This window comes from Pseudomonas sp. HY2-MNA-CIBAN-0224 (assembly GCF_040310285.1).
GTDB classification, from domain to species: domain Bacteria; phylum Pseudomonadota; class Gammaproteobacteria; order Pseudomonadales; family Pseudomonadaceae; genus Aquipseudomonas; species Aquipseudomonas helleri.
The window spans coordinates 1-24,608 of sequence record NZ_JBEOPQ010000034.1 but is presented as its reverse complement, the minus strand read 5'-3'; the positions used below and the strand labels follow the sequence as shown (position 1 = coordinate 24,608).

Here is a 24,608-nt window from a genome sequence, read left to right as displayed (position 1 = left end):
TCGCGATGAACCTCAGTGCGCCGTTTATCCAACGTCCCATCGCCACCACCTTGCTGGCTGTCGGGCTCGCGCTGTTTGGCGTGCTGGCGTTCAACCTGCTGCCGGTGGCGCCGCTGCCGGAGGTGGATTTCCCCACCATCAGCGTCAGCGCCAAGTTGCCGGGGGCCGACCCGCACACCGTCGCCACCTCGGTGGCCACGCCGCTGGAACGTCAGTTCGGGCAGATCGCCGGGGTCACGCAAATGACCTCGTCGAGCAGTCTGGGCACGACCCGGATCAACTTGCAGTTCGACCTTAATCGCGACATCGACGGCGCCGCCCGCGATGTGCAGGCGGCAATCAACGCCGCGCGCAGCAACTTGCCCAGCGACTTGTCGGGCAACCCGACCTACCGCAAGGTCAACCCGGCTGACTCGCCGATTATGGTCATCAGCCTGACCTCCGATGCGGCCACGCCGGGGCACATGTACGACGTGGCCTCGACCCTGCTCGAACAAAAGCTCCTGCAAACCAGCGGTGTGGGTGACGTGACGGTGGGCGGCGGGGCCTTGCCGGCGGTGCGGGTCGAACTCAACCCGGACCGCCTCAACCATTACGGCGTGAGCCTTGAACAGGTGCGCGAGGTGATCGCCGCGTCAAACGTCAACCTGCCCAAAGGCACGATCGATATCGGCGCACAGGGCAATGTGATTGCCGCCAATGACCAGCTCTATAACGCGCCGGACTACGGCGCGCTGGTGGTCAAGCAGAACAATGGTGACCTGGTGCGCATCAGCGACCTGGGTTACGTGAGCGAAGACGTCGAAGACCTGCGCAACTATGGCTTGTACAACGGCCAACCGTCGGTATTGCTGGTGATCTTCAAGCAGCCGGGGGCCAACGTGATCGAGACGGTGGACGCGGTCAAGGCCGAGCTGCCGTTTCTGCAAGCGTCGATTCCGGCCTCGATCAAGCTCAACATTTTGATGGACCGCACCACCACCATTCGCGCCTCGTTGCGCGACGTAGAAATCAGCCTGATCGCCTCGATTCTGCTGGTGACGCTGGTCACGTTTGCGTTTTTCCGTGATTGGCGCAGCACCCTGGTGCCGGCCATTGTCGTGCCGCTGTCGCTGCTTGGCACCTTTGGCGTCATGTACTTCATGGGCTACAGCCTCAACAACCTGTCGTTGATGGCGTTGACCATTGCCACCGGGTTTGTGGTCGATGACGCGATTGTGGTGGTGGAAAACATCATGCGCCATCTGGAGCGCGGTGAATCGCGGGTACAGGCGGCGCTGGCCGGTGCTCGGGAGGTGGGCTTTACCGTGCTGACCATCAGCGTGTCGCTGGTGGCGGTGTTTATTCCGCTGCTGTTGATGGGCGGGATCGTCGGGCGTTTGTTTCGTGAGTTTTCGGTCACTTTGTCGGTGTCGATTGCGATGTCGATGTTGGTGTCACTGACCATCACGCCGATGCTGGCGGCGGTGTTTTTACGTGCCCCGGCAACCGCCCAACACCCGGAGGCGGCGCCGGACTCGCGTTTTCATCGCTTCTACGACCGCACCCTCGGCTGGGTGATCAATCACACCCTGCTGATGGGGCTGGTCACGCTATTGGTGATCGTGCTGGCCGGGGTGCTGTACGTGCGGGTGCCCAAGGGCTTTTTCCCGCAGGAAGACACCGGGCGCCTGAACGGCAGCATCATGGCCTCGCAAAGCATCTCGTATGGCGCCATGCAGCAGGACTTTCTGGCGATCAACCGCAAAGTGTTGCTCAATCCCAACGTGGAAGCGGTCGGCGGTTTTATCGGCGGCGCGGGCGGCGGAGGCGGTTCGGTGAACACCGGGCAGATGTTTATCTCGCTCAAGCCCTTGAGTGAGCGCAAGGCCAGCGCCGACCAGATCATCGCCCAGATCCGCAAAACCCTGGGCGACATGCCGGGCACCCGGTTATTCCTGCAATCGGTGCAGGACATCACCGTGGGCGGGCGCCAGAGCGCCGCGCAGTACCAATACACGCTGACTGCCGACGACCAGAGCAGCCTCGACGTGTGGGTGCCCAAGGTGCTGGCGGCGTTGCATAAACTGCCGCAGCTCAAAGACCTCAATACCGACCAGCAAGACAACAGCCTTGCGGCCAATGTGGCGGTCAACCGCGACACGGCGGCGCGGCTCGGGGTCAGCCTGTCGGCGATTGACCAGACCCTGTACGACGCCTTTGGCCAGCGCCAGGTGTCGACCCTTTACCGCGCCGCCAACCAGTACCACGTGGTCATGGAAGTCGCCCCCGAATACTGGGCCGACCCGTCTGCGCTCAAATCAATTTACCTGCCGCAAGGTGCCTCGACGGCCAGCAAGACCAACACCGCGCCCAACCTGGCGAGCAACGCCAATGCGACGTTGATCCCGTTGTCTGCGGTGGCGCAACAGTCGGTGGCGCGCACGGCGATTTCCATCAGCCATCAGGGCACCTTCCCGGCGGTGACGGTGTCTTTCAACCTGGCCCCCGGCGTGTCCATCGGCCAGGCCACCACGTTGGTGGATGACGCGGTAGCGCAACTGCGCATGCCGGCCAGTGTGGTCGGGCACTTTGCCGGAACGGCACAGGTGTTTCAGTCGTCGGTGTCCAGCGAACCCTGGCTGATTCTGGCGGCGATTGTCTCGGTGTACATCGTGCTCGGCATGCTCTACGAAAACCTGATCCACCCGCTGACCATCCTCTCGACCTTGCCGTCGGCCGGGGTGGGGGCGTTGATTGCTTTGCTCATGACCGGCACCGAGCTGTCGATCATTGCGCTGGTGGGGGTGATTTTGCTGATCGGCATCGTCAAGAAAAACGCGATCATGATGATCGACTTCGCCATTACCGAAGGCAAAGCGCTGGGCCTCAGCCCGCAACAAGCGATCCGCCGCGCCTGCCTGATTCGCTTTAGGCCGATCATGATGACCACCCTGGCGGCGATGCTCGGCGCCTTGCCGCTGGTGCTGGGCATCGGCTACGGCTCGGAATTGCGTCGCCCGCTGGGCATTTCCATCATGGGCGGGTTGCTCTTCAGCCAAGTGCTGACGCTGTACACCACGCCCGTGATTTACCTCTGGCTGGACCGCTTGTCGCAACGTCTGCGCCGGGCGCCCAAGGAGACCACCCGATGAACCTCAAACCGCTGCTGCTGGCCATGACCTTTAGCCTGACCCTGGCCGGGTGCATGGTCGGTCCGGACTATCAAAAACCGGCCATGCCATTGCCCATGGGCTTCAAGGAGGGCACGCAGTGGCAACGGGCCGTGGCCAACCCCCAAGGCGCGCTGAACAGCCAGTGGTGGCTGGCCTATAACGACCCGGTGCTGACGCAGTTGATCCAGCGCTCGGCCACGGCCAACCAGTCAATTGTTGCTGCCGAGGCGGCGTATCGCGGCGCGCAGGCACAAGTGTCATCGAGCCGTGCCGGTTTGTGGCCGACCCTGGGCGCCGGGCTGTCCGGCTCACGCGGGGTGGGCGGCAGCGGGTCCAGCAGCGGGGCGGGCAGCGCAGGCGGGGTTGAAAACTCGGTCAGCGCTACCCTGACCGCCAGTTGGGAGCCTGATTTATGGGGCCAGGTGCGACGCGGCATTGAGTCCAGCAGCGCCTCTGCACAAGCCTCGGACGCCTTGTTGGCCGGGGTGCGTTTGTCCATCAGCTCCAGCGTGGCGAGCAATTACCTGGCCTTGCGCCAACAGGACATCGACATCGGGTTGTTGCAGCAACAGCAGCAGATCAACCAGCAATTGCTCGACATGATCCAGGCCGAATACGCCCAGGGCACGGCGGCCAATGACCAACTGCTGCAAGCCCAGGACCAACTGAGCACCGTGGTGGCCGCGTTGCAGACCGCGCAGCGCTCTCGCGAGCAATACGAGCATGCGCTGGCGGTGCTGGTGGGCGAGGCACCGTCGCAATTCAGCGTGGCGGCGCTGGCGCAGCACGCCTTTGCGGTGCCGCGCCCGCCGTTGAGCTTGCCCTCGGATTTGTTGCTGCGCCGACCCGATGTGGTGGCTGCGGAGCGCACGGCAGCGGCGGCCAACGGCAAAATCGGCGTGGCTGAAGCGGCGTTTTTCCCGACCCTGGACTTGACCGCTGAAGGCGGTTATCGCGCCAGTGCGCTGGGCAGTCTGTTTAGTGTGCCGAACCGCATCTGGACCCTGGGCCCGGCATTGGCTGCGACCCTGTTTGACGGCGGCGCCCGCGAGGCGGCGGTGCAACAGGCGCAAGCCAGCTACGACCAGGACGCGGCGACCTACCGGGGCACCGTGTTGTCGGCCTTGCAGAACGTCGAAGACAACCTGTCGGCGATCAACCACCTGCACGTGCAGGCGGACACCTACCAGCAGATCTACACGCGCAATCAGCAACTGTTCGGCAGCCAGCAGGCGCAGCTAAAAGCCGGCACCGTCAGCCAGCAGAACGTCCTGACCCAGCAATTGATCTTGTTGCAGACCGAGCAGAACCTGCGCGACACCCAGGGGCAATTGAGCCAGGGCAGCGTGGCGTTGATCCAGAGTTTGGGCGGGGGCTGGGCAATAACCCCGTAGGAGCTGGCGCAGGCTGCGATCTTTTGATCTTTTAAAAGATCGCAGCCGTCGTTCCTCGGCAGCTCCTACAGGGCGTTACGCTTTGTAAGGCTTGTTGGGCAGCAGCAAACGTTCGGCGACGACGCCGAAGATCAGGCCCAGAGCGGTCCACAGTACCGCTTGAATGCCCAGCGAGGCGACGCGGAATTTCCACAGCAGCAGGGCCGAGAAACCGTCCGGTGCTTCATTGAACGTCGGGAACAAAAAGCCTGCGATCGAGACAATTACCAGGTACAGCACCACGCCCTTGATCACGCCGTTCCACAGACCCGAGCGGGCAATGAACTTACGGCCTGCACTGACGGCAATGATCGCGGCGGCCAGCGACACCAGCAGCATCAGGAAGAACAACTGCGTGCGCTTGCCGATGGTGTCCGGGTTGCCCACGGCTGGCGGGTTGGCCGGATACACCAGCCCCGGCACCAGATACAGCACCACAAAGGCGGCCAGCGCCAGCAGTGCGGCCAGGCCACGCGGGCCGACGTTACCGACACGGCCCAGTGAGTAGGCGAACACCAGGGCAAAAATGCCGCCCAGCGACACGCTGTACACCAGCACCCCGGTCAACAGGCCGAAGGTGCTTTGCACTTCGCGGCTGACCAGTTCGGGTTCTTCTTCCTCGGCGTCACCGTGGGAGTGGGAATGGGACATGCCTTCTTCGAAGGCAATAGCGCGATCAATCTCGGGTTCGCCGAACACCTTGGCAAAGCTGAAAGCCAGCAGGCCGGCCAACAGACCGACAAGCATGCCCCTGACGAGTAAACGACCAGTCATGTGAAACCCCTCGGATCAGTGGCAGGGAAAGCCCAGCAGGTGGCGACCGTCGTGTACGAACTCGTGCACGTACATGCCCTTGAAGACGGCGGTGGCGCCTTGTTCAGCACCGACGAAATAAATCGCCAGCAACAGCAACAGGCCACCGAAAATCGCCCACGGCAGTACATCGCGCAGGGGAATGGCAGGAATGGAGAGGTCAGAGTGAGTAGCAGCGTTAGAAACCATGATTACCTCTGGGATTACGCGTCCCGGCAAGAGTGCAAAGGCAAAGGAAGATCTGGCTCTCGGCAAGGTGCCGACTACAGTGGCGCGACCGCGTCGGATTCGGACCGACTTCTTTCCTTCGTAACATACTGAAACAACGCTGGCAGTGTACGCGCTTGGCCCGGGAAATACCCAGAGGAACCTTGTAACTCTAGTGGGAGCGGGCTTGCTCGCGATTCAGGCGACGCGGTGAACCTGCACTACCGCGTTGCTGCCATCGCGAGCAAGCCCGCTCCCACAGGGTGTTTGCAATACTGACATATGCGGTTAAACGATGACGGAGGGTGCTGTGCATTCAGTGACTAGCCTTTGGGTCTGTCGACTCATCGAGACGCTCTATGCCCCAGTTTCCTGCTTCTCACCGCCTGCGTCATGGTCGGTTCAGCGAGCCAAACCGAATCTACCTGCTGACGGCCAATACGCTTAATCGGGAACCTGTTTTCCATGACTGGCGCGTGGGCAGGCTGGTGGTTGAACAGTTGCGGAGCGCGCAAGAGCAAGGTTTCGTTGATTCGCTGGCATGGGTGGTAATGCCAGATCATTTTCACTGGCTGGTAGTGCTTCAGCGCAGCTCACTTGACCAATTGATGTGCCGTACCAAGTCGTTGAGTACAAGAGCCATCAATCAGGCCACCGGTCGAACAGGCAGTCGATGGCAGCAGGGCTACCATGACCATGCTTTACGCAATGAGGAGGACTTGAAGCGTATGGCCCGTTATGTCATTGCCAACCCCTTGCGTGCAGGGCTGGTCAAGAGAGTGGGAGATTACCCTTTGTGGGATGCCATATGGCTATGACCCCGTTCAAGCGTACTCCCACCTCAGTGGTTGTCAGGCGGATGGCGCCACTCGGGCTGGGTCAATACGTTTACCCGGCTCACGGCCTTTTCTGGCCGAGCGCAATAACATCAATGTACCCAGCAGCGCCGTAGCGGCGAGGAAGTACATGCCGGCATGGGTGCTGTCGAATTGCTGTTCGGCCCAGGTTTTAACCGTGGGGGCCAGGAAGCCGCCGAGGTTGCCCAGGGCGCCGATCACGGCGATCCCGCTGGCCGCGGCGGCGCCACTCAGAAAGCGCGTCGGCAAGGTCCAGAACAGCGGTTGCACGGTGATAAAACCGGCGGCCGCCAGGCAGAACGCGAGGATGACCAGCGGCAGGCTGGCGCTCAAGGTCGAGCCGACCATGCCGACCGCAGCCAGGGCCAGCATCAGCGCGGCAAAGCGGGTTTGCAGGCCTTTGCGGTCGGCGTAGCGGGTGACCGCGTAGAGCACGATCACGGTGGCGATCCACGGGATGGACGTCAGCAGGCCGACTTCCAGGCCGATGCCGGTGCCGAGCAATTCAGCGATGCGCGTCGGCAGGTAAAACAGCACGCCGTACACGCTGACCTGGATGGTGAAGTAGATCAGGGTGAAGTACAGCACTGTCGGGTTGATCAGCGCCGAGCGCCAGGACGACGGCCCTGTATCGGCCTTGAGCAGGTGTTCTTTTTCCAGTTCGTGCTCGACTGCGGCTTTTTCTTGCTCGGTCAGCCATTTGGCTGTGCGCGGTTTGTCCGTGAGGTAGAACAGCGCAAACACGCCGATGACCGAGGCGGCGAGGCCTTCGGTGACGAACATCCATTGCCAGCCGGTCAGGCCAAATTGCGCGCTTTCCAGCAGCCAGCCCGACACCGGGCCGCCGACCATCAACGACACCGGCACGCCGAAGTAGTAAATGCCGTAGGCGGCGCCGCGCTTGTTCTGCGGGAACCAGTAGGTCAGGTACAGCACCACGCCCGGCGACAGGCCCGCTTCGGCCACGCCGAGCAAAAAGCGCAGGATGTAGAAGCTGGTTTCGTTGTGGGCAAACATCATGGCGGCCGACACCAGGCCCCAGGTGATCATGATCCGGCTCAGCCAGATGCGTGCGCCGACTTTGTGCAACATCAGGTTGCTGGGCACTTCAAACACGGCGTAGCCGATAAAGAAAATGCCCGCGCCCAAGGCAAACGCGGCGTTGCTCAGGCCGGTGTCTGCCTGCAGGGCATGTTTGGCAAAGCCAATGTTGGAACGGTCAATGATCGCCATCGCGAACATCAAGGCAACAAAGGGCAGGATGCGCCAGCGAATCTTGCTGAGCGCCTGATTCAACACAGGATTGGACATGGGTGGCTCCGATTATTTTTTTGTGGAGTTCAACAACAGGGACAGCGATTAACGGGCTCTCAAGGCGGAGCGGGCATAGGCCGCGACGATGACAAAACAGCCCATTGGCAACAGATACGCCACGGCGGTGGAGGAGTGGTCGGCGACCAGGCCCATCACGTAGGGCAGCAGGGCCCCGCCAACAATGGCCATGATCATGAACGAGCTGCCGCGCTTGGTATGCGCGCCGAGGTTTTTCACGCCCATGGCGAACAGGGTCGGGAACATGATCGACATAAAGAAGAAGGTCGCCACCAGGGCTACCACCGACACGCCTTCAACCCCCAGCACCACCACCGCGCACAGCGCCACGTTGATCAGTGCGTAAATCATTAACAGGCGCTGGGCATTGACGCGGCCCATCAGCCAGGTGCTGAAGAAGCGCCCAAACATGAAGCTGAGCATGGCCACCGAAAGCAGATACGCCGCTTGCTGGCTGCCCATCTGCGCCCAGTGCTCGGTGACGTAGTTGATAAAAAACGCCCCGACGCCGACTTGCGCGCCGACGTAAAAGAACTGGGTGATAACCCCGGTGACAAACTCGCGGTGTTGCCACAGGCCTTTATCACTCAGTTGCTGGGCCTGAACTTCTTGCTCGCGCAGGTCCGGCAGCGGGGTGCGGGCGATCAGCACGGCGACCAGCAGCACCAGCGAGGCAATCACCAGATAGGTCATTTGCAGCGACTGGGTGGTGTCAGTGCTGTTGGCACCACTGAAGAACAGCGCACCGCCAATCAAGGGGCCAAAAAACTGCCCGAGGCCATTGAACGACTGCGCCAGGTTCAAGCGCCGCTCAGCCCCGGCGGGTGAGCCCAGCACCGTGGCATACGGGTTGGCAGCGGTTTCGAGGCAGCCCAGGCCGCAGGCAATTACAAACAGCGCGAACAAAAAGAACTGAAAGCTTTGCGCGGCCGCGGCGGGCATGAACAGCAGGGCGCCGCAGGCATACAGGCACAGACCGAGCAAAATTCCCGCCTTGTAGCCGTATTTGTCCATCAAGAACCCGGCGGGCAGGGCGATCAGAAAATAGGCGCCGAAGTACGCGCTTTGCAGCAAGCCGGACTGGGCCTTGCTGACGTGCAGGGTTTCCTGGAAGTGCTTGTTGAGCACATCCAGCAAGCCATACGACAACCCCCACAGAAAGAACAGGCAGGTCACCAGAATCAGTGCCCAGCGGTAAGACGTCACCGCCTTGGTAAAGGGCGGCGCGGCGACGTTCGAGTGCTTGAGTGACATGACGCATCTCCTTCTTATTGTTGTGAGCGACTTGCATGGATCATTTCTTGTGGGAGCGGGCTTGCTCGCGATGGCATCTGTGCGGTGGATCAGGCAGCGCGCGTCGCCTGTATCGCGAGCAAGCCCGCTCCCACAGGGTCAGTGCATGGTTTGCTCATGTCAGTGCCCGGTCCAGGTGGGTGTAGCCGCCGTCGACCACCAGCCATTGCCCGGTGGTGTGGGAGGCGCGGGGCGATAACAGGAACAGCACGCTGTCGGCGATTTCTTCTGCGGTGGTCATGCGCTGGCCAAGGGGGATTTTCTCGACGATGCTCGCCAGCTTGGCGTGCGGGTCGTCGAAGCTGTTGATCCAGCGCTCGTACAGCGGGGTCATGACCTCGGCGGGGATGACTGCGTTAACCCGCACGCCATCGGCCAGCAACGAGGTGGCCCACTCGCGGGTCAGCGACAGTTGCGCGCCTTTGGCGGCGGTGTAGCCACTGGTGCCGCCCTGGCCGGTGAGGGCGGTTTTGGAGCTTATATTGACGATGGACCCACGGCTGGCCTTGAGCGCGTCGACGCACAGGTGGGTCATGAGGTAGTAGTGGATGAGGTTTTTTTCCAGCGATTCGACAAAGGCCGAGCGCCCGGCGTCCAGGCCCACGCTGTCATTGACGCCCGCATTATTGACCAGCCCGTCGATGCGCCCGAAGCGTTGCAGAACGCGGGCGACAGCGGCGCGGCAGGCGTCTTCGTCGCGCAGTTCAACCTGAATAAACAGGCTTTGTGCGCCGCGTTGATCCAGTTGCCGGGCCAGTTCATCCGACAACGGGCTGTGACCGAAAATCACCGGGATCGCGCCTTCATCGGCCAGCCCCAGGGATATCGCGGCACCAATGCCGGAGCCGCCGCCGGTGACGATAAAGACCTTGTCTTGCAGATGCAGATTCATCGTGTCACTCCTTCAAGCCCGTAGATGGAGCAGGCGTTGGCGCCCCAAATCGCCGCTTGTTCAGCGGCGCTGAGGATGTGCAAAACGCTGTCGACCAGGGTGTGGGTGGTGCGGTAGTCGCTGGCTAGCAGGCACACCGGCCAGTCGGAACCGAACATCAAGCGTTCAGGGCCAAACAGGTGCAGTGCGGTGTCCAGGTACGGAGTCAGTTGCTCGGGCTGCCAGTGCTGCCAATCGGCCTCGGTCGCCAGCCCCGACAGCTTGCAACTGACATGGGGCAGCGCGGCCAGCGGCGCCAGTTGCTCAGCCCATTGGCGCAGGTTGTTGGCCTGCACGTTTGGCTTGGCGAGGTGGTCGAGCACCAGGTGATGCTGGTCATGGCGCTGGCACAGCTGCGTCGCGGCGCTCAGGTCGCAGGCCTTGATCAGCACTTCATAGACCTTGCCCTGGCGCTGTAACGTCGCCAGGCCACGGTTGAAGTCGGCCCGTTGCATGAACTCGGCAGGCGCGGGTTCGTCTTGCAACTGATGACGAAACCCGCGCAGCACCGAGGCCTGCGCCCAGCGTTCCAGCGAGTGTTCAAGATCGGCGGCGCACAGGTCGACCCAGCCCACCACGGCGCGAATCCACGGGTAGTGCCCGGCCAACTGCAACAGCCAGTCCGTCTCGTTTTCGCAGGCGCGGGCTTGCACGGCAATGCAGCCGTCGAGCCCTGCCTGATCGAGCAAGGGGCGCAGGTCGTCGGGCATAAAGTCGCGGCGCAAGCCGGGCATGTCGTGGCTGATCCACGGGTAACCGGCTGCGTCATACCGCCAGAAGTGCTGATGCGCATCCAGGCGTGGTGGCTGTGTGGACGACATTGTTGTTGTACTCCGTCCCTTAAAACGCTGGTTTAGCCCCGATAGCGGTACTGCTCGCGGGAGGCGGCTTTCATCTGGATCGAGAAGCCCGGCGCCTGTGGCGGCATGTAGGCGGCGTCGCGGATCACGCAGGGGTCTTCGAAGTGTTCGTGCAGGTGGTCGACAAACTCCACCACGCGGCCTTCGTGGGTGGCGGCGATGCACAGGTAGTCGATCATCGATAGGTGCTGCACGTACTCGCACAGGCCCACGCCACCGGCATGCGGGCAGACCGGCAAGTTGTATTTGGCGGCCATGAGCATGACGGCCAGCACTTCGTTGACCCCGCCCAGGCGGCAGGCGTCGATCTGCACCACGTCGATCGCTTCGCGCATGATCAGTTGCTTGAAGACGATGCGGTTCTGGCACATTTCGCCGGTGGCGACCTTGACCGGGCTGACGCCCAGGCGGATTTTGCGGTGGCCTTCGACGTCGTCCGGGCTGGTCGGTTCTTCGATAAACCACGGCTGGGCGAACGACAGTTCACGCACCCAGTCGATGGCTGCGTCGACTTCCCAGACCTGATTGGCGTCGATCATCAGCTTGCGGTCCGGACCGATCACTTCGCGGGCGATACGCACGCGGCGGATATCGTCTTGCAGGTCGTGGCCGACTTTTAATTTGATGTGCGAGAAGCCCGCGTCGACGGCTTCCTGGCACAAGCGACGGAGCTTCTCGTCGGCGTAGCCCAGCCAGCCGGCCGAGGTGGTGTAGCACGGGTAACCTTTAGCTTCGAGCAGGGCCAAACGCTCGGCTTTGCCGTGGGCGCGCTCGCGCAGCAGGGTCAGGGCTTCGTCGGGGGTGATGCAGTCGGTGATGTAACGAAAATCAATGCAGCGCACCAGTTGCTCAGGGCTCATGTCGGCCACCAGACGCCACACCGGCTTGCCTTCGGCCTTGGCCCAGAGGTCCCAGGCGGCGTTGACCACTGCGCCGGTGGCCAAGTGGATGGCGCCCTTGTCCGGGCCGATCCAGCGCAGTTGGCTGTCGCTGGTCACGTAGCGCCAGAAGCGGCCCATGTCTTCGGCGATCCACTCAAGCTTGAGGCCGACCATCAGGCCTGCGAGGGCTTTGATCGAGGCGCAGCAGATCTCGTTGCCACGGCCGATGGTGAACGTCAGGCCGTGGCCTTCGAGGTTCGGGGTGTCGGTTTCGAGGATGACGTAGGCCGCGGAATAGTCCGGGTCCGGGTTCATCGCGTCCGAGCCGTCCAGCGATTGCGAGGTGGGGAAGCGAATGTCTTCAACCCGTACAGCAGTAATGGTAGTCATGGCGTTCTCCGGCTTATTCGGCGTCGACAGTGCGTTGGTTTTGTTCACCCAGGCCGCTGATGCCCAGGCGGATGTGCTGGCCCGCACGCAGGTACACAGGGTCTGGTTTGATGCCCAGGCCGACGCCGGGCGGGGTGCCGGTAGAGATCACGTCGCCGGGTTGCAGGCTCATGAACTGGCTGAGGTAGCTGACGATTTTGGGGATCTGGAAAATCATCGTGCGCGTATTGCCGTTCTGGTAACGCTTGCCGTCGACTTCCAGCCACAGGTCGAGCTGGTGCGGGTCGGCGATTTCATCACGGGTCACCAGCCATGGGCCGAGCGGGCCGAAGGTGTCGCAGCCTTTGCCTTTGTCCCAGGTGCCGCCCAGTTCCAGCTGGAACTCGCGCTCGGACACATCGTTGATCACGCAATAGCCGGCCACGTGTTCCAGCGCGTCGCTTTCGCTGATGTAGCGGCCACCTTTGCCGATGACCACACCCAGTTCGACCTCCCAGTCAGTCTTGCGGGAGTTACGCGGGATTTCGACGTTGTCGTTCGGGCCGACGATGGCGCTGGTCCACTTGTTGAACACCACCGGCTCAGCCGGGATGGCCGCACCGGTTTCAGCGGCGTGGTCGGCGTAGTTGAGGCCGATGCAGATGAACTTGCCGACTTGGCCGACGCATGCGCCGATCCGTGGCGAGCCTTGGACGAGCGGCAGGGTGGCCGGGTCGATGTCTTGCAGGCGGGCAATGCTTTGCGGGCTGAGGGTGTCGCCTGCGATATCCGTGACCACTGCGGACAAGTCACGCAGATCACCGTTGTTATCGAGCAGAGCGGGACGTTCCTGGCCTTTTTCGCCGTAGCGGAGCAGTTTCATAAAGAGTCCTCGAAATAGGTAATCACATGTGTGGGAGCGGGCTTGCTCGCGATTGCCTCAGCGCAATGTTTCAGACAAACCGAGTCGCCAGCATCGCGAGCAAGCCCGCTCCCACACAGTCAAAAAAGGGCTGTCAGTTGCTCCAGCCGCCATCAATGATTTGTGCAGTGCCGGTGGTGAAGCCGCTGGCGCTTGAGCCCAGGTACAGGGCCAATTGGGCGATTTCTTCGGCGGTGCCGATGCGGCCCATGGGTTGGCGGGCGGCGAAGGCGGCGTACACCTCGTCCACGCTGCGGCCTTCGCGTTCCGCTTGCTCGCGGATGCGCTGGCGCAGGGAAGGGGAGTCGACGGTGCCGGGGCAGATGGCGTTGCAGCGGATGTTCTGGCTGACAAAGTCTGCCGCCACTGAGCGGGTCAGGCCGATCACCGCGCCTTTGCTGGCGCAGTAAGCAAAGCGGTTAGGCACGCCTTTGACGCTGGAGGCCACCGAGGCCATGTTGATGATCGAGCCGCCGCCGTTGCTCAGCATGCCCGGCAAGAAGGCGCGGATCATGCGGTACATGGCGGTGACGTTGAGGTCGAGGGCGAAGTTCCAGTCTTTTTCGCTGCATTCCAGGATGTTGCCGCTGTGCACCACGCCTGCGCAGTTGAACAGCACATCCAGCGGGCCAAGCTCGTTGGCCAGGCGCTCAATGGCGGCGGCATCGGTGACGTCCAGAACAATTTTGTGAGCGCCTGCAAGGGCCTCAAGGGCGCCAGCATTGATGTCGGCGGCGAAGACTTCGGCGCCAGCGGCGAGGTATGCCTGGACACTGGCGTGGCCAATGCCTTGGGCTGCGGCCGTGATCAGCACGCGTTTGCCGGAAAGATCCATGGGTACTCCGTAACGATGTGATTGTTTTTATTGTTGGCCTGAACCCTTCGCCATTGTGTCTTTTGGACTAATGGTCAGGCCATTGCGGGCGTAGCAACTGGCAAAACGACGCAGCGGCGGGATACGTTTTTAGCTATGATCGCTGTACGTTATCCGTCCAATGGTCAGGCCATTGAACCTTTTTTAGCATGCACCTCACGCTTCAACAAGTGACTTTTTTTTCAAAAAGCGCTCGCGAGCCGTTGCACAGACCAGAGCCAATTTCACGATGCCATTCCAAGTTATTGATAACCAGAGACTTTATCGGCAAATCGCCGATCAGTTGCGGGCCTTGATCGACAGCGGTGAATTCCCGCCGGGCAGTCGGCTACCCGCCGAACGCGAATTGGCCAAGTTATTGGGCGTGAGCCGGGCGTCGGTGCGCGAAGCAATGATTGCCCTGGAAGTGATCGGCCTGGTGGACGTGCGCGTCGGCAATGGTGTGTTGGTGTGTGAGCCGCCGGTGCAGGCGGTTTCCAATGAGCCGGTGATGGCCCAGGCCACCCGTGACCAATGGCGCGAACTGGACCCGGAGTTGGGCATTGCCGTGGATTTCAGCGCCGAGATCCCGCCGTTTGCCTTACTCCAGGCGCGGCGCTTGATCGAGCCTGAAGCGGCGGCGCTGGCGGCCGTGAACGCCAGCGATGAAGAACTCGCCGGGATCCGCGAAGCGTTTGAGCGCAACGTACAAGACAACCGCGAGGGTTCGCACACGCACCCCGGCGACCGCTTGTTTCATATCCGCATTGCCCAGGCATCGGACAACCCGGCCTACGCATTGATGATTCAGCACTTGCTGGGGCACAGCTACGGCAGCATGTTCCAGCGCCTGCAAAGCCACTACACCTCAGATGACATGCCGCACCGCTCGGAGGACGAGCACCGGCGCGTGCTTCAGGCACTGGAGCAACATGACCCGCAGGCGGCGCGTCAGGCCATGGCTGAGCATCTGGATGAAGTGATCCGCATCTTCAGCCGCAACGCTCAGTAAGGCTCAACTTCCAGCCAGGACTCGGTGACGCGGCGGTCGAGTGCTTCAAAATCGGCCATGCCGATCACGCGGGTGGTGTTGAGGCCGCGCAGGTAGCCTTTAAGCTCATGGGCCATGGCATGCAACTTCTCGGCGTCGGCAGGTTCAGCATGCAACGCGTGCTCGTACAAGGTCAGGTAGTCGTCTACACGGTCGCGGTACTCAGGCAGTACCGCTTCACGGATCAGGTCGAAGGTTCGCAATTTTTGATTTTTATTCAAGTGGCACCCTTTGTCGGTTGAGGGGCTGCTGTTTTGGTAGATCGCGCCTTGAATGTATCTCACGTCCGGGGGTGGTATCCAGAGGTGGGTAACGGGGAGGTGCTGGAGGGTTTGAGAAACGGGTTGCGCTGCAACCCTTCGCAGCCTGCGGCAGCGACTACTTGTTTTTTTGAAGGTGTACTGCGTATTTTGGTGGCTTGGGCTTAGTCGTTCAGGTCGCCACTGCCTGTTTGAATCCATGGACCATGCACAAGGAGCCGTACGGAAAGCCAATGCGCCAAATCTGGAAGTCGTTTCGAGCGTTGTATTTTGCCTCGCTGATGATGTTGATCGGCTCAGGTTTGTTGAGCACCTACCTGGCGTTGCGCCTGGCTGCCGATGACGTCGACGGTTTATGGGTCGGTGCCTTGATGGCGGCCAACTATTTTGGTCTGGTGCTGGGCGGCAAGCTTGGGCACCGGCTGATTGCCCGCGTGGGGCATATCCGGGCGTACGCCACCTGTGCCGGGATCGTCGGCGCGGCGGTGTTGTGTCACGGTTTGACCGACTGGCTGCCGATCTGGCTGCTGCTGCGTCTGATCGTCGGCCTTGGCATGATGTGCCAGTACATGGTCATCGAGAGCTGGCTTAACGAGCAGGCCGACGCCAAACAGCGCGGCGTGGTGTTCAGCCTGTACATGATCGCCTCGTACCTGGGGCTGGTGCTCGGGCAACTGATTCTGGTGGTTCACCCGCAACTGGGCCTTGAACTGCTGATGCTCGTGGCTATGTGTTTTGCCTTGTGTCTGGTGCCGGTGGCCATGACCCGGCGCATCCACCCGGCGCCGTTGCGGCCCGCGCCCATGGACCCTAAATTCTTTATCAAGCGGGTGCCGCAATCGCTGATCGCGGTGATGGGCGCAGGCCTGTTGATTGGTGCGTTCTACGGCCTGGCGCCGCTTTACGCCTCACAACAAGGGTTGTCTACCGAGCTGGTCGGTTGGTACATGGGTTGCTGTATTTTTGCCGGGTTGCTGGCGCAATGGCCGCTGGGCTGGTTGTCGGACCGCTATGACCGGCCGCTGCTGATTCGTGTGTTTGCGCTGCTGCTGTGTGTGGTGGCGTTACCGCTGGCGATCTTCCCGCAGGTGCCTGTCGAGGTGCTGTTCGTGGCGGGGTTCTTGAGTGCATTGCTGCAGTTTTGCATCTACCCGCTGGCCGTGGCCTTCGCCAACGATCACATCGAAAGCGAGCGCCGGGTGTCGCTGACCGCCATGCTTCTGGTCACCTACGGCGTTGGCGCCAGTGTCGGCCCGCTGGTGGCCGGGGTGCTGATGAAAGTGCTGGGCAGCCATATGCTGTATGCGTTTTTCAGCTTCACCAGCTTGATTCTGGTATGGCGCATTCGCCCGAACGCGGTCACCAATTTGCACCAGGTCGACGACGCACCGCTGCAACACGTTGCCATGCCCGACAGCATGTCCACCTCGCCCTTGGCCGCAGCGCTTGACCCACGGGTCGATGAGCAGGTGGTGCAGGAGCAAATGGTGGACGGGGTCGAGCCTGAGAGTGAGCCAGAGATTGAGCCTGAAGTAGCCCCGGAGTTCGGCGGCCCCGAGGCTGACCCCAAACTGTAGGAGCGAGCTTGCCTCGCGATCTTTTAAACATCAAAAGATCGCGAGCAAGATCAGGCCGGGCACTCAGTAAAAATCGTCATCTTTGTCGAACCGGCGGGCATCGCGCTGCAACTGGTAAACAAACCGCTCGACCTGGCGCTGAACCGCACCGCTGATGTTGTGAAAGCGCATGCCGGCAAAGGTGATATTCAGCCGCTCTTCGAAGTACAGATGGCGCAACTCGACCGGGGTGGTCATGTGGCCAAAGGGCAGGGCGGCGCTGAAGCGCTCGTACACCTGGCCCAGCTGGATGAGCTCGCTGATGTCGCCCTCAAAACGCAATTTGCAGCCGGTGGCTGACACGTCCAGCAATTTGCCCTTGATGGCTTTGCCGAGCTTGTCGCCCGCCACGTTGACGTCCACCAGGTGCGCCAGTTTCAGGGCCGCGCGGAACGCATTGCGGCGCTGGTGGTAGATCACTTCTTTGGGCAACGCGCCGTGATAGCAACGGTGCGGGCCGCTGTCGTCGATGCTCAGCGGGGTGTTGCATTCCCAGGCAATGCGCACGCCGTCGTGGAAACCTTCGACCCGAAAAGGAATGCCCGCCGCCAGAAAACGCTCGCCGTCCCGTGGGACCATCTCGTCCAGGGTCATGAGCTGGTTGTCACGGTCTACATCCACCATGTAGCTCTGAAAACGTTGGGTGCGGTCGTTGAAGGTGATGATCAGCGGGTCATGGCTCTCTTGCAGCATCCGCAAATTTGAGGCGATCTCCATCGGCGTCGTCAGCACCTTGGGTGGTTGCGGAGCATCTTGGGCATCTAGCACGGGTCGTCAATCTCCAGACAAAAAACGGCAACACGCAAAAAAGGGCATTCTGCCATCATGCTGCGGGTGTAGATAGTGCAGGCTCAGGCCTGGCTGTAAGCGCGGTGTTTGTTGAGGAGCGAGGTGGTGCCGCGCGCGTCATACAGCGAGGGTGTTTCGCCGCCGTGGAGGATGCGCAGTTGGTTGGCGGTGATCGCCTGTTGGGTCTGGATCGACTGGCCGTTCGCCTGGTTGGCGGCGTGGCACTGAGCCAGCAACTGGTTCAGCAACTCGCTTTGGCTGAGCAACTGATCGCCCACGCTTGAGTGGCTGGCAAGGCTTTCGAGGCCGCTGCGATTGGTAGGCAAGCCGAGGCTGGCAAGGATTTCGCTGCGTTTGCGGCCATGCTGCTCAAGCAAGATAACCAATGAATGCTTGCGCGCCAGAATGTTTTCCAGCAGCACCATGTCGCGCCCCTTGAGGGCGACAGACTCGTCCTGCAACAGGCCCAGCAGTTGCTCGGCAGGTGCCAGGTCGTCATTGATCAGTTGCAGCAGATTCTCGTCGTGCATGTCGGGCTCTAGGAATTAGGCGTCCAAAAGCCTGGCACCGGCCCTGGGCCTAGCGCTCGGCTTCGATATTCAGCAGTTTGCTGGCGACCTTGTTGCTGTCGACGGTGTAACTGCCCTCGGCAATGGCTTGTTTCAACGCGGCCACACGTTCTTTGTTGACCACTGGCTGATCGCGCAGCGAGTCGCTGACTTTCTGCAGCTGTTGAGCTTGCGGGCTCAGGTGCACAGATTCACCGCTCGCGGCTTCGGTGCCGGTGTTTTCAGCGGTTTTGGCTGCAGGGGCCGCTTGCGTGGCGCTGCCTGCTTCCTGGTTGGCGTTGCTGCGCGTGCTGCCGGGCAGGGGTGGGGCGCTGTTGAGACGACTAAAGTCGATAACCATAACGAAAAACCTCTGGGTATTTGGACGCTTGCCTTGTTTTCGGCCAAACCCGAGAAAACTTTAGGCCCGATTAATCATAGCTTCACACATTGCTGTACTGATCTGCGTCAACGCCGGCTGAGAGAAACACGCCAACCGCTCTACAACGCGACTTCAACCTGACCGGGCGCCGTCACACGGGCCTTGATGATCCGGTTTGAATTCAGGTTTTTAACCCGGATCTGCTCGCTGAGGCCGCCATCGGACAGCGCTTCGCCGGGCATTTTGACACTTAAAGTGCCACTGCGGGCACTGATAATCACGTGGTCACCCTTGCGCACTGTCGCGGCCTGCTCCAGGTGCGTGAGTGTCAGCACTTGGTCGGAGACCACCGGGCGCAGCAGTTTTTGCCCCACCGCCAGCTCCACGGCGGTGAGATACCCCTGGCTGATCAGGCCGACATCGCGCTCGCGCAAGGTCACATCACCATAGTCGATAATCGCCCCGCGCTTGAGTGGATGCGTGACCGTGACCACATCTCGGAATAACTTGACCTGTGCCGGTACAAAGATGGTCCACGGCGAGCTACCTTCACAGCGTACCCTGACCGTCACGCGGCCCATGGGCTGGGCAGGGCTTTCGAGGGTGGCTGTCAAATCCTTGTCGCAATGCGCCAGGCGCACGCGCGGGTCTAGCTGATTGACCTGGATCTCGTAGCGGCCCTCAATTTGCCCCGTGGCCAAATAGTCTTCGACGGTGAACTCAAGAAACCCCTGGGTCACGCCGATAAGCTGGTCAGGTGAGGTAAACGTGTCGGCACCGGCAGGTGTGCCTACACTCAGCAGGCACACGGGCGCGAGCAGGCGCAGTGCGCAGCGACGCAAGGGCTGATAGCGTGATCGGTGGCAGGTTTTTGTCGTTTTCGGCTTCATGGCGGATAAATAGCAAAGCCCGTGCCGTTTACCGGGCAGCGTGTCGCAACTTAACGATTTATAAAGGAGCTGAGTATGGCTGGGGTGATGGATGCGGTTAACCAGCGCACTCAACTGGTCGGGCAAAACCGCCTGGAGCTGTTGCTGTTTCGTCTGGGGGGGCCGCAGCTCTACGGGATCAACGTGTTCAAAGTCCGCGAGGTGCTGCAATGCCCCAAGCTGACCGTGATGCCCAAATCCCACCCGGTGGTGTGCGGCGTGGCCAGCATTCGCGGCGCAACCATCCCGATTCTCGATCTGGCGATGGCCACCGGTGCGGGGGCTCTGAGAGGCCATAGCAATCCGTTTGTGATCATCACCGAATACAACACCAAGACTCAGGGGTTTTTGGTGGGCGCGGTGGAACGCATCGTCAACATGAACTGGGAGGCCATCCATCCGCCACCCAAGGGCACCGGGCGTGACCATTATTTGACAGCTGTGACTCAACTGGACGATCAGTTAGTCGAAATCATCGACGTTGAAAAAGTGCTGGCTGAAGTGTCGCCCTCACCGGAAACCATCTCTCACGGTGTGGTGGACGTCGAGACCCAGGAAAAAGCTCTGTCGTTGCGGGTGCTGACCGTGGATGATTCGTCGGTGGCGCGCAAACAGGTTGCCCGTTGCCTGCAATCGGTCGGGGTTGAGGTGGTTTCACTCAATGACGGGCGCCAGGCGCTGGAGTACCTGCGCGCAATGGTCGAGCAAGGCAAGGACCCGGCGCACGAGTTTTTAATGATGATTTCGGACATCGAAATGCCCGAAATGGACGGCTACACCCTGACCGCCGAGATCCGTAACGATCCGCGGATGAAAGACTTGCACATCATTCTGCATACGTCGTTGTCCGGTGTTTTCAATCAGGCGATGGTCAAGAAAGTCGGCGCGGATGACTTTTTGGCCAAGTTCCGCCCTGATGACCTGGCATCCCGGGTTGTCGACCGGATCAAGGCAGCAGATCACAGCTAGGGGCGATGCCCATGGCGATCAATAGGTTTTTAGAGGCACGATCACTTGTCGACGGCTAATTTGGATTTTGAACAATTCCGGGTCTTCCTGGAAAAAGCCTGTGGCATTTTGCTCGGTGAAAACAAGCAATACCTGGTCTCCAGCCGTCTTAACAAACTGATGGAGCAGCAGGGGATCAAAACCCTGGGCGAGCTGATTCAGCGCATCCAGAGCCAGCCGCGCAGCGGCTTGCGCGAGCAGGTGGTCGATGCCATGACCACCAACGAAACCCTGTGGTTTCGCGACACCTACCCGTTTGAGGTGCTGAAGAACAAAGTCCTGCCCGAGCTGATCAAGGCCCATCCGGGCCAGCGCCTGCGCATCTGGTCGGCGGCGTGCTCGTCGGGGCAGGAACCGTACTCGCTGTCGATGGCGATTGATGAGTTCGAGCGCAGCAACCTGGGGCAGTTGAAAGCGGGCGTGCAAATCGTCGCCACCGAACTGTCCAGTTCGATGCTCAACATCTGCAAAAGCGGCGAATACGACAACTTGGCCATCGGCCGCGGCTTGTCGCAAGAGCGTTTGCAACGTTACTTCGAGCCCAAAGGGCCGGGCCGCTGGATGATCAAGGCGCCGATCAAAAGCCGGGTCGAGTTCCGCCCCTTCAACCTGCTGGACAGCTACGCCGGGTTCGGCAAATTCGACGTCGTGTTCTGCCGCAACGTATTGATCTACTTCTCGGCTGAAGTGAAAAAAGACATCCTGCTGCGCATCCACAGCACCCTGAAGCCGGGTGGCTACCTGTTCCTCGGTGCCTCCGAAGCGCTGAACGGCCTGCCGGACCACTACCAGATGGTCCAGTGCAGCCCGGGGATCATCTACCAGGCGAAATAAACGCTGCCTCGCGATCTTTTAAAAGATCAAAAGATCGCGAGGCAAGCTCGCTCCTACAGGGAAGGGGTATCCACCTCTGGACGGCAGAAAAGCGGCAGGCAGCGGAAATCCGTTGCCGCTTTTGTCCCGTTGCCGCTTTCCATTCTCCCGCAACCCCTTGAAACACGGCCCTGCGCAAACTGGCACGGGGTTTGCTGTGTTCATGTCATGTAATGCCTGAAGTACACGCTCAGGCCAGTCCACACAGGTTTCCCGACATGAGCATCAGCTTCGATAAAGCGCTCGGTATCCATGAGCAAGCCCTGGGCTTTCGCGCCAAGCGCGCGGAAGTATTGGCGAACAACATCGCCAACGCCGACACCCCGAACTACAAGGCTCGGGATCTGGATTTCGCGTCTGTGCTCGCCGCACAAAACGATAAAAACCAGAACGGCACCTTTGCCTTGAACATGACCAACAGCCGTCATATCGAAGCGCAAGGCCTGAGCAGTGGCGACGAGTCGCTGCAGTACCGCACGCCGATGCAGCCGTCCATCGACCAGAACACCGTGGACGCTCAGCTCGAACAGTCGAACTACGCCGAAAACGCGGTGAACTTTCAGGCCAGCTTTACGCTGCTCAACAGCAAATTCAAAGGGCTGATGTCGGCCCTGCGTGGAGAATAAGCCATGTCCCTAGCCAGTGTTTTCAACATTGCCGGCAGCGGCATGAGCGCTCAGACCACTCGCCTGAACACCGTCGCCAGCAACATCGCCAACGCCGAAACCGTGTCGTCGAGCATCGATCAGACCTACCGCGCCCGGCACCCGGTGTTCGCCACCATGTTCCAGGGCGCGCAGGGCGGTAACGGCGACTCGCTGTTCAACAATCAGGACGCTGCCGGTCAGGGCGTGCAGGTGTTGGGCGTGGTCGAAGACCAGAGCGAGCTGCAAGCACGTTATGAACCCAACCATCCGGCTGCCGACGCCAAAGGGTACGTGTACTACCCCAACGTCAACGTGGTTGAAGAAATGGCCGACATGATTTCTGCCAGCCGTTCGTTCCAGACCAACGCAGAAATGATGAACACCGCCAAAACCATGATGCAGAAGGTCCTGACCCTGGGTCAGTGATAAGGGGCGACACTCATGAGCGTGACCGATACCACCAGTGGTTTGACCCTCAATCAGATCCTCGCCAACTCTGCCCGGACCACCACCACCGACACCAGTGTGGGCGCGGCATCCCGGGCGGTAACCGGCAACCAGTCGCTGGGCAAGGACGCCTTCTTGCAGCTGCTGGTGACCCAACTGAAAAACCAGAACCCGCTCGACCCGCAGGACAACACCGCGTTCGTCGCGCAGTTGGCGCAGTTCAGCAGCCTGGAAGGCATCACCACCCTCAACGATACCGTGACCTCGTTGTCGGGCGGCTTGCAGTCTTCGCAAGCGTTGCAAGCGTCGTCGCTGGTGGGTCGCTCGGTGATCGTGCAAACCGGCGAAGCTTATGTCGACCCGTCGAGCGGCAAGCCGTTCAACGGCACTGTGGTGGTCAAAGACGCGGACTCGCGGCCGACCATCACCATCAAGGATGCCGACGGCGAAGTGGTCAGAACCATCGACATGGGTGTGCAGAAGGCCGGCAATGTCGACTTCACCTGGGACGGCAAAGACGCCGACGGCGAGCTGCTGGAGAAGGGCTCTTACACCTTCAGCGCCTCGACCAAAACCGACGCCGGTACAACGGCGTTGACCACCTACCTGCCAGCCACGGTTAACAGCGTGACCCTGAGCAAGACCGGTGGCGAAATCATGCTCAACCTCGCCGGGCTGGGCAGCATTGGTATATCAAAAGTCCAGACGATAGGCCTTTAAGGAGAGACATATGTCATTCAATATCGGCCTTAGCGGCCTGTATGCAGCCAACAAACAACTCGACGTGACCGGCAACAACATTGCCAACGTTGCCACCACGGGCTTCAAGTCTTCGCGTGCCGAATTCGCGGACGTGTATTCGGCCAGCAAGCTGGGCGTGGGCAGCAAGACCATCGGCAGCGGCGTCAACCTGGCCAACGTGTCGCAAAACTTTGGCCAGGGTGCGGTCAACAACACCGGCAACCTGCTGGACATGGGCATTGAAGGCAGCGGCTTCTTCGTGCTGAGCGACAACGGCGCCCTGAGCTACACCCGGGCCGGTACGTTCAAGGCCGACAAAGACGGCTACGTGACCAACACCAATGGCACGGCGCGCCTGCAGGGCTACGGCGTTGACGCTAACGGCGTGATCAACACCAGCGTGTTGACCGACCTGCGCATCGATACCTCGAACCTGGCGCCTAAAGCCAGCAGCAAAGTGGATTCGACGATCAACCTGAACTCCACGTCGGACGTGATCAATCAGACCACCACGCCGTTCGACCCGAATGAAACGTCGTCCTACAGCAAAAAATTCAGCACCACCATTTACGATACCCAGGGCAACCCGCACCCGATGGATCAGTACATGGTCAAGACCGGTTCCAACACCTGGAACACCTACACCCTGATTGACGGCCGCAACCCCGATGGCAGCGTGGCCACCGGCGAAAACGCCAAAGCGCCCGTGCCCTCGACCATGAGCTTTGATTCCAGCGGCGGCTTGGTCAGTGTGACCACGCCTAATCCGGTGGCCGGTGGGGACCCGATCGTCAGCAGCACGCTGACCATCAGTAACTGGATGCCGGGCGCGACCGTGAACGGTGCGTGGGTGTCCAATGGCGCGGGGGCCAACGAGAAGGGGATTGCCATCAACATGGCCAATACCACTCAGTACAATACCGACACCGCCCGCAACCCGCCTACCCAGGACGGCTACGCGACCGGCCACATCAACAACCTGACCATTGATGGTTCGGGCGTGATGTTCGCCAACTTCAGCAACAACCAGAGCCGTGCCATTGGCCAGATCTCCTTGGCCAGTTTTACCAACGAGCAGGGCTTGCAACCGGTAGGCGGCACCGCCTGGAAAGAAACCTACGCCTCGGGACAGGCCGGTTTTGACGTGCCGAAAACCGGCACGTTGGGCGCCATTGCCTCTAACTCGCTGGAAGACTCCAACGTCAACCTGACCAACGAGCTGGTCGACTTGATCAAGGCGCAGAGCAACTACCAGGCCAACGCCAAAACCATCTCGACCCAAAGCACCATCATGCAGACCATCATCCAGATGACCTGATAACCGCCCGCAAAACTGTAGGAGCGAGCTTGCTCGCGATCTTTTAAAAGATCAAAAGATCGCGAGCAAGCTCGCGCCGACAGGGGGTTACAG

At 60.9% G+C, this 24,608-nt stretch carries 25 protein-coding genes; 11 read left to right on the top strand and 14 right to left on the bottom strand.

The genetic code is table 11. From position 1 onward, the window contains the following. Nucleotides 1-5: 5 nt before the first annotated feature. Together AAEZ03_RS15960 and AAEZ03_RS15955 are read left to right on the top strand one after the other, a co-directional pair. Nucleotides 6-3,134, top strand: coding sequence for an efflux RND transporter permease subunit (locus AAEZ03_RS15960; protein WP_350579882.1), 3,129 nt, complete (start codon nucleotides 6-8; stop codon nucleotides 3,132-3,134). Continuing rightward, nucleotides 3,131-4,549 (top strand): efflux transporter outer membrane subunit, encoded by a 1,419-nt coding sequence (locus tag AAEZ03_RS15955; RefSeq protein WP_350579879.1) that lies wholly within the window; start codon nucleotides 3,131-3,133, stop codon nucleotides 4,547-4,549. The genes AAEZ03_RS15960 and AAEZ03_RS15955 overlap by 4 nt, the downstream gene beginning before the upstream one ends. 75 nt (nucleotides 4,550-4,624) lie before the next feature. Here the strand turns inward: AAEZ03_RS15955 and AAEZ03_RS15950 are convergent, their stop codons facing one another. Next, a complete protein-coding gene (locus AAEZ03_RS15950) occupies nucleotides 4,625-5,362 on the bottom strand; it encodes a CbtA family protein (protein WP_278940130.1) in 738 nt (245 codons plus the stop codon). A 15-nt stretch (nucleotides 5,363-5,377) separates the two neighbouring features. Continuing rightward, nucleotides 5,378-5,590: a CbtB domain-containing protein gene (locus tag AAEZ03_RS15945; RefSeq protein ID WP_048370696.1), complete on the bottom strand. Its 213-nt coding sequence runs from the start codon at nucleotides 5,588-5,590 to the stop codon at nucleotides 5,378-5,380. A 377-nt stretch (nucleotides 5,591-5,967) separates the two neighbouring features. On the opposite strand from AAEZ03_RS15945, the gene AAEZ03_RS15940 reads away from it, so the two are divergent. Further along, nucleotides 5,968-6,426: an REP-associated tyrosine transposase gene (locus AAEZ03_RS15940; protein WP_350579876.1), complete on the top strand. Its 459-nt coding sequence runs from the start codon at nucleotides 5,968-5,970 to the stop codon at nucleotides 6,424-6,426. 33 nt (nucleotides 6,427-6,459) lie between these two features. Here AAEZ03_RS15940 and AAEZ03_RS15935 read toward each other — a convergent pair whose 3' ends face one another. The 7 genes from AAEZ03_RS15935 to AAEZ03_RS15905 form a co-directional block, all read right to left on the bottom strand. Further along, on the bottom strand, nucleotides 6,460-7,776 hold the full coding sequence (locus AAEZ03_RS15935) for an MFS transporter (protein WP_123749880.1): 1,317 nt from the start codon (nucleotides 7,774-7,776) through the stop codon (nucleotides 6,460-6,462). Between the two features lie 48 nt (nucleotides 7,777-7,824). Beyond that, a complete protein-coding gene (locus AAEZ03_RS15930; protein ID WP_153331591.1) occupies nucleotides 7,825-9,051 on the bottom strand; it encodes a sugar MFS transporter in 1,227 nt (408 codons plus the stop codon). Between the two features lie 154 nt (nucleotides 9,052-9,205). Next, nucleotides 9,206-9,982 carry an L-fucose dehydrogenase gene (locus AAEZ03_RS15925; RefSeq protein WP_350579871.1) on the bottom strand — a complete coding sequence of 259 codons (777 nt, stop codon included), beginning with the start codon at nucleotides 9,980-9,982 and terminating at the stop codon, nucleotides 9,206-9,208. Beyond that, entirely contained in the window at nucleotides 9,979-10,842 is an 864-nt protein-coding gene (locus AAEZ03_RS15920) for an amidohydrolase family protein (protein ID WP_350579868.1), read from the bottom strand. Before AAEZ03_RS15920 ends, AAEZ03_RS15925 begins: the two co-directional genes overlap by 4 nt. A 32-nt stretch (nucleotides 10,843-10,874) precedes the next feature. Further along, the gene (locus tag AAEZ03_RS15915) at nucleotides 10,875-12,152 is read right to left on the bottom strand and encodes an L-fuconate dehydratase (protein ID WP_048370685.1); all 1,278 of its coding nucleotides are present in this window, start codon (nucleotides 12,150-12,152) and stop codon (nucleotides 10,875-10,877) included. Nucleotides 12,153-12,165: 13 nt separating this feature from the next. Continuing rightward, the gene (locus tag AAEZ03_RS15910; RefSeq protein WP_048370683.1) at nucleotides 12,166-13,014 is read right to left on the bottom strand and encodes a fumarylacetoacetate hydrolase family protein; all 849 of its coding nucleotides are present in this window, start codon (nucleotides 13,012-13,014) and stop codon (nucleotides 12,166-12,168) included. Between the two features lie 133 nt (nucleotides 13,015-13,147). Further along, nucleotides 13,148-13,888, bottom strand: coding sequence for an SDR family oxidoreductase (locus AAEZ03_RS15905; protein WP_153335749.1), 741 nt, complete (start codon nucleotides 13,886-13,888; stop codon nucleotides 13,148-13,150). 268 nt (nucleotides 13,889-14,156) lie between these two features. Between AAEZ03_RS15905 and AAEZ03_RS15900 the strand changes: the two genes are divergently transcribed. Next, nucleotides 14,157-14,918 (top strand): FadR/GntR family transcriptional regulator, encoded by a 762-nt coding sequence (locus tag AAEZ03_RS15900; RefSeq protein ID WP_048370678.1) that lies wholly within the window; start codon nucleotides 14,157-14,159, stop codon nucleotides 14,916-14,918. Here the strand turns inward: AAEZ03_RS15900 and AAEZ03_RS15895 are convergent. After that, nucleotides 14,912-15,178: a hypothetical protein gene (locus tag AAEZ03_RS15895; RefSeq protein WP_048370819.1), complete on the bottom strand. Its 267-nt coding sequence runs from the start codon at nucleotides 15,176-15,178 to the stop codon at nucleotides 14,912-14,914. The genes AAEZ03_RS15900 and AAEZ03_RS15895 overlap by 7 nt on opposite strands. A 272-nt stretch (nucleotides 15,179-15,450) precedes the next feature. Here AAEZ03_RS15895 and AAEZ03_RS15890 point away from each other — a divergent pair, with 272 nt between their 5' ends. Continuing rightward, a complete protein-coding gene (locus tag AAEZ03_RS15890) occupies nucleotides 15,451-16,794 on the top strand; it encodes an MFS transporter (RefSeq protein ID WP_350579862.1) in 1,344 nt (447 codons plus the stop codon). 63 nt (nucleotides 16,795-16,857) lie between these two features. On the opposite strand, the gene AAEZ03_RS15885 is transcribed toward AAEZ03_RS15890, so the two are convergent. The 4 genes from AAEZ03_RS15885 to flgA form a co-directional block, all read right to left on the bottom strand. Next, the gene (locus tag AAEZ03_RS15885; protein ID WP_153330132.1) at nucleotides 16,858-17,550 is read right to left on the bottom strand and encodes a flagellar brake protein; all 693 of its coding nucleotides are present in this window, start codon (nucleotides 17,548-17,550) and stop codon (nucleotides 16,858-16,860) included. Between the two features lie 134 nt (nucleotides 17,551-17,684). Beyond that, a complete protein-coding gene (locus tag AAEZ03_RS15880; RefSeq protein WP_048370672.1) occupies nucleotides 17,685-18,152 on the bottom strand; it encodes a flagella synthesis protein FlgN in 468 nt (155 codons plus the stop codon). Nucleotides 18,153-18,201: 49 nt separating this feature from the next. Continuing rightward, on the bottom strand, nucleotides 18,202-18,531 hold the full coding sequence (flgM, locus tag AAEZ03_RS15875; protein ID WP_048389533.1) for a flagellar biosynthesis anti-sigma factor FlgM: 330 nt from the start codon (nucleotides 18,529-18,531) through the stop codon (nucleotides 18,202-18,204). Nucleotides 18,532-18,671: 140 nt separating this feature from the next. Further along, entirely contained in the window at nucleotides 18,672-19,442 is a 771-nt protein-coding gene (flgA, locus tag AAEZ03_RS15870; protein ID WP_350579858.1) for a flagellar basal body P-ring formation chaperone FlgA, read from the bottom strand. Between the two features lie 75 nt (nucleotides 19,443-19,517). On the opposite strand from flgA, the gene AAEZ03_RS15865 reads away from it, so the two are divergent. From AAEZ03_RS15865 to flgE, 6 genes are all read left to right on the top strand, one after another. Beyond that, nucleotides 19,518-20,450: a chemotaxis protein CheV gene (locus AAEZ03_RS15865; protein WP_048370668.1), complete on the top strand. Its 933-nt coding sequence runs from the start codon at nucleotides 19,518-19,520 to the stop codon at nucleotides 20,448-20,450. Nucleotides 20,451-20,495: 45 nt separating this feature from the next. After that, the gene (gene cheR, locus AAEZ03_RS15860; protein ID WP_153335753.1) at nucleotides 20,496-21,323 is read left to right on the top strand and encodes a protein-glutamate O-methyltransferase CheR; all 828 of its coding nucleotides are present in this window, start codon (nucleotides 20,496-20,498) and stop codon (nucleotides 21,321-21,323) included. A gap of 257 nt (nucleotides 21,324-21,580) precedes the next feature. Beyond that, nucleotides 21,581-21,988, top strand: coding sequence for a flagellar basal body rod protein FlgB (gene flgB, locus AAEZ03_RS15855; RefSeq protein WP_048370664.1), 408 nt, complete (start codon nucleotides 21,581-21,583; stop codon nucleotides 21,986-21,988). A 3-nt stretch (nucleotides 21,989-21,991) separates the two neighbouring features. Further along, nucleotides 21,992-22,435: a flagellar basal body rod protein FlgC gene (gene flgC, locus AAEZ03_RS15850; RefSeq protein ID WP_048370663.1), complete on the top strand. Its 444-nt coding sequence runs from the start codon at nucleotides 21,992-21,994 to the stop codon at nucleotides 22,433-22,435. Between the two features lie 15 nt (nucleotides 22,436-22,450). After that, nucleotides 22,451-23,176 carry a flagellar hook assembly protein FlgD gene (gene flgD / locus AAEZ03_RS15845; RefSeq protein ID WP_262124277.1) on the top strand — a complete coding sequence of 242 codons (726 nt, stop codon included), beginning with the start codon at nucleotides 22,451-22,453 and terminating at the stop codon, nucleotides 23,174-23,176. A 10-nt stretch (nucleotides 23,177-23,186) separates the two neighbouring features. Continuing rightward, entirely contained in the window at nucleotides 23,187-24,515 is a 1,329-nt protein-coding gene (gene flgE, locus AAEZ03_RS15840) for a flagellar hook protein FlgE (protein ID WP_048370659.1), read from the top strand. Nucleotides 24,516-24,608: the final 93 nt, after the last annotated feature.

Coding starts and splice junctions, on each gene's coding strand:
- AAEZ03_RS15960 (WP_350579882.1), top strand. CDS start 6: ATGAACCTCAGTGCGCCGTTTATCCAACGTCCCATCGCCACCACCTTG.
- AAEZ03_RS15955 (WP_350579879.1), top strand. CDS start 3,131: ATGAACCTCAAACCGCTGCTGCTGGCCATGACCTTTAGCCTGACCCTG.
- AAEZ03_RS15950 (WP_278940130.1), bottom strand. CDS start 5,362: ATGACTGGTCGTTTACTCGTCAGGGGCATGCTTGTCGGTCTGTTGGCC.
- AAEZ03_RS15945 (WP_048370696.1), bottom strand. CDS start 5,590: ATGGTTTCTAACGCTGCTACTCACTCTGACCTCTCCATTCCTGCCATT.
- AAEZ03_RS15940 (WP_350579876.1), top strand. CDS start 5,968: ATGCCCCAGTTTCCTGCTTCTCACCGCCTGCGTCATGGTCGGTTCAGC.
- AAEZ03_RS15935 (WP_123749880.1), bottom strand. CDS start 7,776: ATGTCCAATCCTGTGTTGAATCAGGCGCTCAGCAAGATTCGCTGGCGC.
- AAEZ03_RS15930 (WP_153331591.1), bottom strand. CDS start 9,051: ATGTCACTCAAGCACTCGAACGTCGCCGCGCCGCCCTTTACCAAGGCG.
- AAEZ03_RS15925 (WP_350579871.1), bottom strand. CDS start 9,982: ATGAATCTGCATCTGCAAGACAAGGTCTTTATCGTCACCGGCGGCGGC.
- AAEZ03_RS15920 (WP_350579868.1), bottom strand. CDS start 10,842: ATGTCGTCCACACAGCCACCACGCCTGGATGCGCATCAGCACTTCTGG.
- AAEZ03_RS15915 (WP_048370685.1), bottom strand. CDS start 12,152: ATGACTACCATTACTGCTGTACGGGTTGAAGACATTCGCTTCCCCACC.
- AAEZ03_RS15910 (WP_048370683.1), bottom strand. CDS start 13,014: ATGAAACTGCTCCGCTACGGCGAAAAAGGCCAGGAACGTCCCGCTCTG.
- AAEZ03_RS15905 (WP_153335749.1), bottom strand. CDS start 13,888: ATGGATCTTTCCGGCAAACGCGTGCTGATCACGGCCGCAGCCCAAGGC.
- AAEZ03_RS15900 (WP_048370678.1), top strand. CDS start 14,157: ATGCCATTCCAAGTTATTGATAACCAGAGACTTTATCGGCAAATCGCC.
- AAEZ03_RS15890 (WP_350579862.1), top strand. CDS start 15,451: ATGCGCCAAATCTGGAAGTCGTTTCGAGCGTTGTATTTTGCCTCGCTG.
- AAEZ03_RS15885 (WP_153330132.1), bottom strand. CDS start 17,550: ATGGAGATCGCCTCAAATTTGCGGATGCTGCAAGAGAGCCATGACCCG.
- AAEZ03_RS15880 (WP_048370672.1), bottom strand. CDS start 18,152: ATGCACGACGAGAATCTGCTGCAACTGATCAATGACGACCTGGCACCT.
- flgM (WP_048389533.1), bottom strand. CDS start 18,531: ATGGTTATCGACTTTAGTCGTCTCAACAGCGCCCCACCCCTGCCCGGC.
- flgA (WP_350579858.1), bottom strand. CDS start 19,442: ATGAAGCCGAAAACGACAAAAACCTGCCACCGATCACGCTATCAGCCC.
- AAEZ03_RS15865 (WP_048370668.1), top strand. CDS start 19,518: ATGGCTGGGGTGATGGATGCGGTTAACCAGCGCACTCAACTGGTCGGG.
- flgB (WP_048370664.1), top strand. CDS start 21,581: ATGAGCATCAGCTTCGATAAAGCGCTCGGTATCCATGAGCAAGCCCTG.
- flgC (WP_048370663.1), top strand. CDS start 21,992: ATGTCCCTAGCCAGTGTTTTCAACATTGCCGGCAGCGGCATGAGCGCT.
- flgD (WP_262124277.1), top strand. CDS start 22,451: ATGAGCGTGACCGATACCACCAGTGGTTTGACCCTCAATCAGATCCTC.
- flgE (WP_048370659.1), top strand. CDS start 23,187: ATGTCATTCAATATCGGCCTTAGCGGCCTGTATGCAGCCAACAAACAA.